This is a genomic window from Nonomuraea dietziae, assembly GCF_014195505.1.
GTDB classification, from domain to species: domain Bacteria; phylum Actinomycetota; class Actinomycetes; order Streptosporangiales; family Streptosporangiaceae; genus Nonomuraea; species Nonomuraea roseola.
In genome coordinates this window covers 2664527-2675973 of sequence record NZ_JACIBV010000001.1, presented here as the reverse complement: position 1 = coordinate 2675973, position 11447 = coordinate 2664527, and the positions used below count along the sequence as shown (strand labels likewise).

11 protein-coding genes and 1 other RNA gene are annotated in these 11447 nt (G+C 71.3%); 8 read left to right on the top strand and 4 right to left on the bottom strand.

The window, feature by feature from the left end:
* The first annotated feature begins 11 nt into the window (after positions 1-11).
* The 6 genes from rnpB (at position 12) to FHR33_RS12860 (ending at position 3439) form a co-directional block, all read left to right on the top strand.
* Positions 12-409, top strand: an RNA gene (rnpB, locus tag FHR33_RS12885) — RNase P RNA component class A.
* A 186-nt stretch (positions 410-595) separates the two neighbouring features.
* The gene (locus FHR33_RS12880; RefSeq protein WP_183646472.1) at positions 596-784 is read left to right on the top strand and encodes a hypothetical protein; all 189 of its coding nucleotides are present in this window, start codon (positions 596-598) and stop codon (positions 782-784) included.
* Positions 785-862: 78 nt separating this feature from the next.
* The gene (locus tag FHR33_RS12875; protein WP_221241077.1) at positions 863-1606 is read left to right on the top strand and encodes a GNAT family N-acetyltransferase; all 744 of its coding nucleotides are present in this window, start codon (positions 863-865) and stop codon (positions 1604-1606) included.
* Positions 1603-2256: a GNAT family N-acetyltransferase gene (locus FHR33_RS50155; RefSeq protein ID WP_183646469.1), complete on the top strand. Its 654-nt coding sequence runs from the start codon at positions 1603-1605 to the stop codon at positions 2254-2256. The genes FHR33_RS12875 and FHR33_RS50155 overlap by 4 nt, the downstream gene beginning before the upstream one ends.
* A 167-nt stretch (positions 2257-2423) precedes the next feature.
* A complete protein-coding gene (locus FHR33_RS50150) occupies positions 2424-2870 on the top strand; it encodes a MarR family winged helix-turn-helix transcriptional regulator (protein ID WP_183646466.1) in 447 nt (148 codons plus the stop codon).
* 77 nt (positions 2871-2947) lie between these two features.
* Positions 2948-3439 (top strand): hypothetical protein, encoded by a 492-nt coding sequence (locus FHR33_RS12860; protein ID WP_183646463.1) that lies wholly within the window; start codon positions 2948-2950, stop codon positions 3437-3439.
* Between the two features lie 41 nt (positions 3440-3480).
* On the opposite strand, the gene FHR33_RS12855 is transcribed toward FHR33_RS12860, so the two are convergent.
* The 4 genes from FHR33_RS12855 to FHR33_RS12840 form a co-directional block, all read right to left on the bottom strand.
* The gene (locus FHR33_RS12855) at positions 3481-4500 is read right to left on the bottom strand and encodes an NAD-dependent epimerase/dehydratase family protein (RefSeq protein ID WP_183646461.1); all 1020 of its coding nucleotides are present in this window, start codon (positions 4498-4500) and stop codon (positions 3481-3483) included.
* A 137-nt stretch (positions 4501-4637) separates the two neighbouring features.
* Positions 4638-6860, bottom strand: coding sequence for a SulP family inorganic anion transporter (locus tag FHR33_RS12850; RefSeq protein WP_312895503.1), 2223 nt, complete (start codon positions 6858-6860; stop codon positions 4638-4640).
* 58 nt (positions 6861-6918) lie between these two features.
* A complete protein-coding gene (locus FHR33_RS12845) occupies positions 6919-8304 on the bottom strand; it encodes a hypothetical protein (protein ID WP_183646458.1) in 1386 nt (461 codons plus the stop codon).
* A 183-nt stretch (positions 8305-8487) separates the two neighbouring features.
* Positions 8488-9051, bottom strand: coding sequence for a YbhB/YbcL family Raf kinase inhibitor-like protein (locus FHR33_RS12840; protein WP_246451805.1), 564 nt, complete (start codon positions 9049-9051; stop codon positions 8488-8490).
* 219 nt (positions 9052-9270) lie between these two features.
* On the opposite strand from FHR33_RS12840, the gene FHR33_RS12835 reads away from it, so the two are divergent.
* The gene (locus FHR33_RS12835) at positions 9271-9801 is read left to right on the top strand and encodes a PH domain-containing protein (RefSeq protein WP_312895502.1); all 531 of its coding nucleotides are present in this window, start codon (positions 9271-9273) and stop codon (positions 9799-9801) included.
* Positions 9798-11381 carry a PH domain-containing protein gene (locus FHR33_RS12830; RefSeq protein WP_221241075.1) on the top strand — a complete coding sequence of 528 codons (1584 nt, stop codon included), beginning with the start codon at positions 9798-9800 and terminating at the stop codon, positions 11379-11381. The genes FHR33_RS12835 and FHR33_RS12830 overlap by 4 nt, the downstream gene beginning before the upstream one ends.
* The last annotated feature ends 66 nt before the right edge of the window (positions 11382-11447 follow it).

Sequence of the window (11447 nt, the reverse complement as noted above, 5' to 3'; positions counted from 1 at the left end):
CTCCCAGCAGACGAGCCGGCCGGGCGGCCGCGTCGGGCCCCTTTCGGGGGCTCGCCGAGGAAGGTCCGGGCTCCACAGGGCAGGGTGGTCGGTAACGCCGACCCGGGGTGACCCGCGGGACAGTGCCACAGAGAGCAGACCGCCTTCCGGATTTCCGGGAGGTAAGGGTGAAAGGGTGGTGTAAGAGACCACCAGCGCCCACGGTGACGTGGGCGGCTAGGTAAACCCCACCCGGAGCAAGGTCAAGAAGGGACGCTTCGCAAGAAGCGTCCCGCGCGCGACGTTCGAGGACTGCCCGTCCGAGCCGCGCGGGTAGACCGCTTGAGGCCGCCGGCAACGACGGCCCTAGATGGATGGTCGCCCCTTCGTTCGCGAAGGACAGAACCCGGCCTACAGGCCGGCTCGTCTCTCCCCTCTCTCCGCCTCTCCGGTCAAGGAGGAAAGGGGTTGTGCGCGACGTCCGCGCCCGAGGAGGGGACGTCGAGCGCTTCCTCGGCTCGTGCAGGGGCTTGCGGGACGAGGTGGCTACAGGGTTCACGGTGGTGGTGCAGCCACTTGACCGCAGGGCCGGCGCGCACTGCAGGGTTGATGGATCATGAGCAGGAGGCGCTATGTCGCCAGGGGCATTCCCGGCGGCTACCGAATCTGGGACAACACAGCGCGCCGCTGGTGGGGTGAGCTTTACGAGCTCTGCCCCGACGACTTGCTCGATGAGCTGAACGGTGTGGGTGACCACGACAGAATCACCGCCCTTCTCAAGCGCTACCGAGCCGCGAAGCGGTAGGGCGGCGGCCATCTCGTGCGGCTGGGGCGACCCCCAACTCATGGGGACAGTCGGATAGCGCTCTTGTAGGGTCCTCTCATGACCACCATCGACCTGGCTGATCTGCGCCTGGCCGTCCCCAATGCCACCACGCTCTGGACCGCGCTCGCCGAGACCCGCGGCCACGAGGTGGTCAGGCGGCAGGGGTTCCAGGCCGTGGCGGGAGACGAGCACAGCGGGCTGCGGATCGTGCTGAGGTCGTCCGCGCCCGGCAAGGACGACGTGGACGAGCTGACCGAGCTGGCCAAGGGCTGGTCGCGTGGTCCGGTGCTCGTCGAGGACGCCTTCGGCTCCGTCGACATGAGCGCGATCGGGCTGACCCCGCGCAAGCTGCCCGTCATGATCCGCAGGCCGGGCGACACCCTTCCGCCCCCGGCGCTCGAGGTCGTCAGGGTGGAGAGGGAGGAGCAGCTGCGGGCTGCTGAGCGGATCGTGGTCGACGGCTTCCCGCTGCCCGGCTTCCAGCCGTACCGGCCGGGGCAGGCCTTCCCTGCGGCGCTGCTCGGACGGCAGGAGATCGAGCTCTACCTCGTCGTGAAGGACGGCGAGCTGGGCGGGGCCTGCGTGACGATCGTCGACGGCGGCGTGGGCGGGCTCTACTGGGTCACGACGCTGCAGGAGTTTCGTTCGCGCGGCATCGGGCGGGCGCTGATGCACGCCGTACTGGGCGGGCCCCTGAAGGAACTGCCCGTCACGCTGACGGCCGCCAGGGCGGGCAAGCCGCTCTACGACTCGCTCGGCTTCACCGAGATCACGCAGTCCACGTGGTGGGCGTCGGCGTGATCAGGCCGCGGGTGCCGGGCGACCTGGCCGCGTGCGTCAGCGTGCTGCGGGCCGTTCACGAGGGGGACGGGTATCCCGCGAACTGGCCGGACGATCCAGAGGGATGGCTCACGCCGGCGGGGATGATCCAGGCGTGGGTCGCCACGGACGGCGACGAGATCACCGGACATGTCGTCCTGCGTGGGGCGGATCCGGCGCTCCCCGAGGCGGACGGCCTCGTCGCGCGACTCTTCGTCGCCGCGCACGCCAGAGGCTCAGTCGCCAACGCCGGCGGCTCGGCCGTGCACGCTGGAGGCCCACCCACGTACGCCGGAGGCTCGGCCGTGCATGCCGGAGGCCCAAACACGACCGCCGGCGGCTCTGCCCCGCATGTCGGAGGCTCAGCCGTGCACGCCGGAGGGTCAGGAGCGGCCACGGAGGCGGGTGGCTCCGGAGGCCGGGTTCGTCAGGGTGCCGCCGCCGGGCTGATGGCCGCGGTGGAGCGGGAGGCGGCGCGGCGGGGTCTCCGGCTGGGGCTCGATGTCACCGACTCCAGGCTCAGGGCCATGGCCTTCTACGAGCGCGCGGGCTGGCGCAGAGTCGCCAGTACCCGGATGGACTGGCCCGACACGGACGGACGGCCTGCGCTGCTCCACTACTACCTGCGCTGACCAGGCAAGCGGCCCGTCACGACGAGTGCGCTCGCTCGGCAGTCGTGCAGCAGCAGGCCGTTCGCCACGGCGTCGGCGGCCTGGGTCCACCCCCCTGCCCCTCCTCGACGCTCGGCTTTCCGCCACCGAAACAGGCGGCACGGTGGAGGGTGCGGGAAACTGGGAAGGTGACGAACGAGAACGGCCGCCCCCGCCCGCCCGTGACCAGCCCCTCCATCGTCCTGCTGACGCTGGCGCGCAGAATCGAGTCCGAGCTCAACGCCGCTCTCGCCCCGCTCGATCTCACCGTCAGCAGGCTCGGGCTGCTCGGCCACATCGCCGGCCTGCCCGGGGTGTCCTTCAGCGACCTGGCCAGGATGTCGGGCACCACCGTGCAGAGCGTCCACGCCGCGGTGAAGGTGCTGGCCGGCGCCGGGCTGGTGCGCGACAACACCGCCCGCGCGGGCTCCGCCTCGACCATCGAGATCACCCCGGACGGCACCAGCCTCCTCCATGCGGCGAGACAGGCGGTGGCGAGCGTCGACGACCTGCTGTTCGGGCCGGAGGCCGACCCCATCCAGCGGCAGGTGGCCGATGCCGTCCGCGCGGCGTTCCAGAGTGGCGAGCCGTCGTGAGCCCCGCCGAGCTTCAACCTGCCTGAAGCTTTCGTGCTAGCCTTCAATCTGCCTGAAGGTTAGCTGAGGGAGCGTTCATGGAAAAGCTGTTGCTGTCGGTGCACGTGCTGGCCGGCATCGTCTTCGTCGGGGGCTCGGCCGTCGCGACGAGTCTGTTCCCCCGCTACGCGCCGGTCGCCGCCGGCGTCCCCGCAGGGACGGCAGGCGGAGGCGCCGCCGCCGGCACTCTCCAGGAGGCGTCGGGGGAGCGGAACCGGTCCGTGGCCGTCGCGCTGCTCCGCATCACCAGGGGCTACAGCCTCTTCGGCATCGTCGTGCCGGTCGTGGGGATCGTCCTGGCCCTCGTCCAGGGCCGGATGGGGGAGATCTGGATCACCGTCTCCATGGTGCTCACCGCCGCGGCGGGCGTCCTGCTGGCCCTGTGGATCTACCCGCTTCAGCGCGAGGCGCTCGCCGAGCCGGACGACGGCGCCAGGCTGCGCAGGCTCTCCATGCTCGCGGGGATCTACAACCTGCTGTGGGCGGTGGTCGTCGTCATGATGATCGTCCGTCCCGGAGCGGACGGCTGAAGCGGGGTGCGGGCGGTCGCGTCCGCACCCCGCTCGTCAGCTCAGCCGCCGGACTCGCGGGCGGACCAGTCGGCGAGGATGGCGGCCTCCTTCTCAGGGGCGATGCCGTGGACGTTCTTCCTGCCGAACACCCGCTCCGAGACCGGGATCTCCTTCAGCCACTCCCAGGTGTCCCTCACCGTCTCGACGACGGGCCTGCAGCGCAGCCCCGCGGCCTCGGCCTTGGACGTGGAGACCTTCCAGAAGTTGTCCATGTCAGGGCCGGCGGGCGCCCACAGCGGCAGCTCGATCCAGACCTTGACCTCGTGGTCGACCAGGAACTGGTCCTCCACCCAGACGAACTCCGCGTCCGAGCCCGTGACCTGCCTGCACAGCTCCAGCCACTCGCCGTAGGTCGTGTTGCCCTGCGGGCCGGTGACCATGAAGCGGTCGCTGACGCCCTTCTCCGCCTGGTCGTAGCTGAAGATCGCGATGTCGCGGGCGTCGATCAGCTGCATGGCCACCGAGGGGTCGCCGGGCGCCAGCACCCGGCCGCCGAGCGAGATCCTCGTCAGCCACCACGGGAGCCTGGCGACGTTCTCGTGCGGGCCGAGGATCAGACCCGGCTGGATGATCAGGACGTTGCCCGCGAACCCCTGCTCCACGGCGCGCTCGCAGCCCGCCTTGAGCACGCCGTAGTCGCCGTCCTCGGGGCCCGCGTCAGGCTCGCAGTCCCACAGTCCCGAGGAGTCGGTGGCGGGCTTGGCGGGGAAGTCGCGCACGGCCGAGACCGAGGAGACGAAGACGTAGGTGCTCGCGTGGCCCGACAGCAGCCGCGCGGACTCGCCCGCCACGCGCGGCACGTAGGCGGAGGTGTCCACGACGATGTCCCACTGCCGCCCCTCCACCAGGCGCTCGAGGTCGGCCGTCACCTCCCTGTCGCCGTGCACGGCCTCCGTTCCCGGGACGTCGGGGTAGCTCTGCCCCCTGTTGAACGTGGTGACCTCGTGCCCACGGGCGAGCGCCTCCGTGACGAACGCACGCCCGAGGAACGCCGACCCTCCGATGACCAGAACTCTCATAAGAGCATTCTTCGGGTACGGCATGCGAATCCAGTCACCTCTTCACCGAGAGCGTAGGGGGAGGCGCGCGTACGGCCTGCGAAACCGGTCACCTTCACCGAGAGCGGAGGAGGGCGCCGCTCTCGGCGAGGTGGGTGCTACGCAGGAAGGGTGGGTGCGGGGTGTGGATCCGGCGTGGGCTCGCCGAGCACGGGGGTCGGCAGGATGTGGACCCTGGCGGAGGCGATGTCGAAGTAGAGCCCCACCAGCTCCAGCGTCCCCGCCCGCACCTGCTCGTCCACCTTGCGGTGCGTCCGCAGGTTCTCCAGCTGCTGGATGACGTTGACCCTGCACAGCCGGTCCAGCGGCCCGGTGTCGCTCCCGTCGCTGTCGGTGTGGATGAACCTGGCCAGGCTGTGGTTGCCGTGCCGCAGCCAGCGCCGCAACCCCGGCATGCTGCCCGCCTTGGCCCCGCCCGACAGCAGCCCCGCCATCGCCCCGCACCCGGAGTGCCCGCACACCGTGATCGTCCGTACCCCCAACACCTGGGTGGCGTACTCGATCGCAGCCGACACCGAGTCGTCGTGGGGCTGCGCGCCGTGTCGGGGAACGAGGTTGCCGATGTTGCGCACCACGAACAGGTCGCCTGGACCGCTGGCCGTGATCAGCGTCGGCACTATGCGGGAGTCGGCGCAGGTGATGAACAGGTGCGTGGGCTGCTGCCTGCGGGCCAGCTCGGTGAAGATGGGCCGCACCAGCGGGGCCGTCCTGCGGTGGAACTCCCTGGCGCCCACCGTCAGCTCGCACTCGGCGGGCCCGCCCTGCGGCGGTACGGCGGCGCCCCTGCGGCGGCGGTGCGCCCACGGCAGCCACCAGCGCTCGTGCGCCTTCGGCGGGGTCTTGGCGGGGAACATGTGGTTGCCGCCGGCCGCGAGGGCGTACCACTCGTCGTGCAGCTCGTCGATGTCGACGCTGCCGCCCGAACGCTCGTGCTTGAGCCGCCAGGAGTGGAGCGCCTCGAACGCGGCGTTGTCCATGAAGTCGATGTTGAGGTCGAGGTCGACCGGCACGCCCGGCGGGATCGCCCCCAGCGCGTCGGTGAGCCTCGGCACGCCGAGGAAGGTGAGCGAGCCCGAGATCGTCACGTGTCGGCGGCCCTCGGGCTCCTGCCGTACCTGCACGGAGACCCCCGTGAGCCGCCGCAGGGCGAGCAGGACGGCCAGCGCCAGCCCGAACAGCACCCCCTCGGCCAGGCCGAGCACGACCACGCCCGCCAGAGTGACCAGGTAGACGGGAACCTCGCCGTGGCCGTGCACCTTCCGCACGTGGCCCAGGTTGAACATCTGCAGCCCGATGAAGGCCAGCAGCGCGGCCAGCGCCTCCATCGGGATCAGCTGGATCGTCCAGCCGAAGCACAGCACGAAGACCAGCACCCAGATCCCGTGCATGACCGTCGACCAGCGGGTGCGCGCGCCTGCCCGCACGTTGGTGGTGCTGCGGACGATCACGCCCGCGATGGGCAGGCCACCGAGCAGGCCCGACACGACGTTGGCCATCCCCTGGCCGCGCAGCTCCCTGTCGAGGTCGGTGCGCGGGCCGTCGTGCTGCTGGTCGGTGGCCACCGAGCACAGCAGCGACTCCACCCCCGCGAGCAGCGCCACCAGCAGCACCGCGGCGGCGATGCCGTGCCAGTCGCCGGCCGGCAGCACGGGAGGCGCCCACTGCAGGAGTCCGTCGGGCAGCTCCACCCTGGTGATGTCCAGGCCGAGGACGGCGGCGGCCGAGGAGGCGAGGAACAGCGCCGCCAGCGGTGCGGGGACCACCCTGATCCTGCTCGGCAGCCACTTCCACACCAGCAGGACGCCGATCGTGATCAGCCCGACGGCCGCGGCGTGGTTGTGCACGCCCACGATCTGCGCGGGCAGCTCGAGAAGGTTGGCGACGGCCGAACTCTGCGGGCTGCCGCCCAGCACCACGTGCAGCTGGGAGAGCGCGATCACCACGCCGACGCCCGCGAGCATGCCATGGATGACGGCGGGGGAGACCGCCAGCGCGGCCCTCGCGGCTTTGAAGGCGCCGAGCACCAGCTGTACGACCCCGGCCATCAGCGTGATCATGCAGGTGGCCCGCCAGCCGTACGTGTGCACGAGATCGGCCACGACCAGGGCCAGGCCCGCGGCCGGCCCGCTCACCTGTACGGCCGAGCCGCCGAACAGTCCTGCGACCACCCCGCCCACGACCGCCGCGATCAGCCCCGCCGCCAGCGGCGCGTCCGAGGCGACGGCGATGCCGAGCGACAGCGGGACCGCGACGAGGAAGACGACCAGCGACGCGAGCACGTCGTATCTGAGGGCAGTCAGTCCATTACTCTGAGTGTCCACCGCCAGACTGTAACGGTTTTCACTCCCGGAGTTGGAGTGTTACGACAGGCCTTTACGATCAGCGGTAATAGTCGGGGAAGTCCTGATCGGGGGCCCGGTGGTGGCTGCCCCTGCGGCCCTGCCTGGCCGCCTCCGTCTCGGGCTCGCCGTACATCTCGCCATAGGACGGCCAGCTGGCGTTCGCGGCGGGCGGCTCGGGCCAGGCGGCGGGCGTCGCCGGAGGCACGTACGGAGCCTGGGGCTGCTCGTAGGAGGAGGCGGAGTACTGCCCACCCGACAGCACGTCGTCATAGGGCGTGACCGCCCTGCCAGGAGCGGTCGGAGTGGTGGCGGCGGGCGTCGGGCCCGTCAGCGCGTCGTCGTCGGAGACGGCCCAGCCCGCGCGCACCTCGTAGGAGTTGGGGTAGGAGGCGGGGGCCGGCTCCCTGTGCGGCTGCTCGAAGGCGGGCCAGGAGGAGGTGACGGGGGCGGCGTCGTCGAGGACGTCGTGGTGGGCGGCGGCGGCCCACGAGCCCGAGGTCGCGCCGGGGGCGGCCTGCTGCGACTGCCAGGTGGCCTCGGACTCGACCGCGCCGTAGGCGGGGAAGGGGTCACTGGTCGGCGCGCCGTGGATCGGGCCCGAGGGCGCCACGGGGAACGAGCCGCTGTTGACGACGGGGAAGGAGCCGCTGGCGGAGACCGCGGGGAAGGACCCGCTCACCTGGCGCGGCTCGGGCTGGGCCTGGGGGACGGGCGTGGCTCCGGCGCCGAGAATGCTCATCACGTCGGGCGTCGGTGCCGCGAAGGTCATCGTGCGCTGGTCGGCCAGCTCGGCGGCGGAGGGCACGGGACGCGGCTCGGGCCGGGGCTCGGACTTCCGCTCGCGTCGCGACTCACGCCGCGACTCGCGACGCGGTGCGGGCTCGACGAGGTCGGCCAGCGGGTTGGCGGCGGCGGCGGGGGCCACGGGAGCGACAGGGGCGGCGGCGGGGCGCTGCGGCAGCGGAAGCTGGACCGTGCGCTCACTCGAAGGGTCGGCCGCGGGACGCTCGGGCTCGACGGGCCTGCTGGCCGCCATGCGCGCCTTGACGGTGCCGCCCGCGCCGAAGCCGCCCTCGGTGGCCTCGCTGCGGATGTTGGCCCAGAACTCCTCGTCGTCGTCATCGGCGGCGCCGTTGCCCCACTCGTCGACGCCGCGCTTGCCGCGCTGGCCCGTGCGAACCGGCTTCGGCTGCTTGTGCTCGTCTATGGGGCTGAAGTCGGGGCTGAAGTTGACCATCCTGGGCTCGTGCGCGGCGAACTCGTCGGTCGACCGAGCCTGGGTCATCTCCCCTTCCTCGGCCATTGCTTTGAGCCGCTCCGGCGGGAGCGAGCTCTCTCGCTTGTTCATCGAACGCATGCCCAGTGCCACGACTACGAGCACGAGGAGCACGACGGCGACGAGTACCAGTACGACCGCAGTCATTGCACCACCCTCAAGGCCATGGCCTGCCAGCGGCGCCGGTGAGATCGCGCGGCCATCGACGCGATCTGCCCCCTTTGATCACCAACGCACAGCGAACGGATCTGATTGTGTCGGACCACTATGAGCGTTGTCACACCCTAAGTGAAGAATTGGTAACCACTACTACCAGCAGCGTTCGGGCCATCACTCGATGTGCACCGCCGTCAGGCGGCCACGCGCGATGGTCTGGTCGGCGATCATCTTCAGGACGTCGGGGAGGGAGGCGCTCGCCGTGCCCTTGAGCCGCCCGCTCAACGCGTAGACGCTGAAACGATAGCTGCCTTCTTTGTCGCAGGGCGGCTCGTAGCCGACCTTGCCGCTGGTCACCGCCGCCTGTCCGGCCTCCTTGGGAGGGTCGGAGGCGGCGTCTTCGCCGATCTCGGTCGTGCGCGGGTCGATGTTGTAGACCACCCACTGCACGGCGGGGTTGGAGGAGCTGGTGTCGTCGACCACGATCGCGATCGACTTGGCACGTGAGAGCACGTCGCTCGACCAGCGCAGTGGCGGGCTCACCTTCGTGCCGTGACAGGAGTATTCCGACGGAAGGGGGGTCTTGTCGCGCAGACTCGAGCTGCTGACGTTGATCTCCCTGATCTCCCGCGCGGGGCCGCTCAGGATGCCGCAGCCGGACACGCCGAGCGACAGCGCGGCCACCGCCGTCAGGACGGTGGCGCGCCGCACGCGCGTGTACGAGTTCGGCTGCCCCATGCCCGAGAATGCTACGCGCCTGTCGGTGATGCGCCGACCGGTTCGGGAGGTTCGGTCGCGGGGAAAGCCGTTGAAAACTGGAATATTCGGGGCAGGAAAGGGTGACGTTGGACACAACCATGACCTTCGTCAGCCCTATTCGGAGTCGTCACGGGCGATCTTGCTCCCGGTGCGGCCGAGGCGGTCAGAAAGCCGGCGCTCCCTTCTAAGCTGGGCACTGTGACTGAGGCGCCCGACCCGCCAGCGGGTCCCCTGCGTGACCCCCATCATCGCGTCTCGCCCAAGGCCGTCCGCCTGTGGCTGCTGGAGGCGGTGGTCGCCCTCGTGCTGTTCGCCGCGGGGTCGTTCCTGCTGGCCGCCTGGATACCGAGCTGGTCGTGGCTGCCGCTGTGGCTGTCGGGCAACTCGTGGCTGGTGCCGGTCGTGGTGCTCGTGCCCGCCACGCCGTTCCTGGTGGTGGAGCCTTTCGTGCGCTTCGCCGTTCATCGGTGGGAGCTGTCGGGAGACGTCGTCTACGCCAGGTCGGGCTTCCTGACCAGGGAGTGGGTCTTCGTCCCCGTGAGCCGCATCCAGACCGTCGACAAGGCCCAGAGCTGGTTCGAGCGCCTGTTCGGCCTGGCCACGCTGGAGATCCGCACCGCCTCGCACGCCGGCTCCTCCACGATCCAGGGCCTCGACCACACCGTCGCCGCCGGGCTCGCCGAGCACTTGGCCAGGCGGGCCGAAGAGCTCAGGGACGACGCCACATGAGCGAGCAGGGCGCCACGAAGCTGAGCCCCAAGGTGCTGCTCATCGATCCGGTGCGCATGCTGCCGTCCCTGCTGATCCCCCTCGTGGGCGTGCTGTTCGTGGGCGGCTTCTCGCCGCGCTCCTTCGGCTGGGCCGCCTTCGGCGTCCTCGGCACCATCGTCTTCGCCGTCGTGCGCTGGGCGACCTTCAGCTACCGCCTCGTCGGCGACCGGCTCGAGATCAGGCGGTCGCTCATCAGCAGGTCCGTACGGACCATCCCGCTGGAGCGGGTGCGCGGCGTGGACATCTCCACGCCTCCCATGCACCGGCTGCTCGGGCTGGCCGTACTCAAGATCGACACGGGGGCCAGCGGGGGAGGCGAGCAGGAGGGCGAGCTCGACGGGGTGAGCGTGGCGGAGGCCGAGCGCCTCAAGGACGTCCTGCTGCGCAGCGTCAGGGCGGCCAGGGCCGCCGGAGCCGCCACCGGCCTCGACGGCGGCCCCGAGGGGCACGGGAGCGTCGCAGCGCCCCCGCTCGCCGAGGGGCAGGCCGTGCACCGGCCAGGAGGAGCCTCCCCCGACACCTCGCTCGAGCGGCCCTTCGAGGAGCCGCAGGAGCACGTGATCGTGAAGGTGCCGCGCAGGTGGCTCCTGTACGGCCCGCTGTCCGGAGCCTTCCTGTTCACCCCGTTCGCCGTCGCGGGCGGCGCCATCGGCCTGCTCTTCCAGTGGGGCGACCAGCTCGGGCTCGGGCGCGACGCGGCGTGGAACGCGGGCCGCTGGGTGTGGGACCACCCGATCCTCATCGTGGCGGTGGTCCTCGCGCTGATCGTGGCCATGCCGTTCGTGGCGGCGGTGATGTACGCGGTGTTCAACTGGGACTTCACGCTCAAGGAGCGCGAAGGCTACCTCGTCGCCGAACGCGGCCTCGTCACCAGGCGCAGCGTCTCCCTCGAGGCCCGCCGTACCCGCGGCTACGAGATCGTCGACGCCCTGGCCGAGCGGAGGGCCGGAGTCGTCAGGATGTGGGCCATCGTGACCGGCCTCGGCGACTCGGAGACCAGGGGGCAGCTGCTGCCCGACGTCCCGAGGCCCGTCGCCCTGGAGGTCGCCTCCCAGTCCGTCGGCCCGTTCACCGCGCCGCTGCGCCCGCACCCTCCGGTCGCCCGCAACCGCCGCCTGTTCAGGGCGATCGTCCCCTGGCTCGCGCTGGCGGCGGTGCCCGCCGTCCTCGCGGTGGCGACCGCCACGCCGGCCTGGTGGATCCCGGCCGCCGTGTCGCTCGTGCTGGCCGGGCTGGGCGTTCCCCTCGGCAACGACCGTTACCGCTCGCTCGGGCACGGCTACGACGGCGTCAGGCTGCTGTCGGTGCGCTCGGGGTCGCTGCGGCGCTCCCAGGCGGTCATCGAACGGCGGGCGGTCGTCGGCTGGCGGCTGCGCCAGACGTGGTTCCAGCGCAGGGCGGGCGTGCTCACGCTCGTCGCGGGGGTGGGCGCGGGCAAGGGCGGCTACGAGGCGATGGACGTCTCCGAGGAGCAGGGCGTCGCCTTCCCCGCCGAAGTCACCCCCGAGTGGCTGACGCCGTTCCTGACACGCGACTGAGGGACGCTCCCTGTCCGGCAGCGCCCCTCGGTCTTCGATGTCCGGTCAGCCGCGCTCCCGATCTTC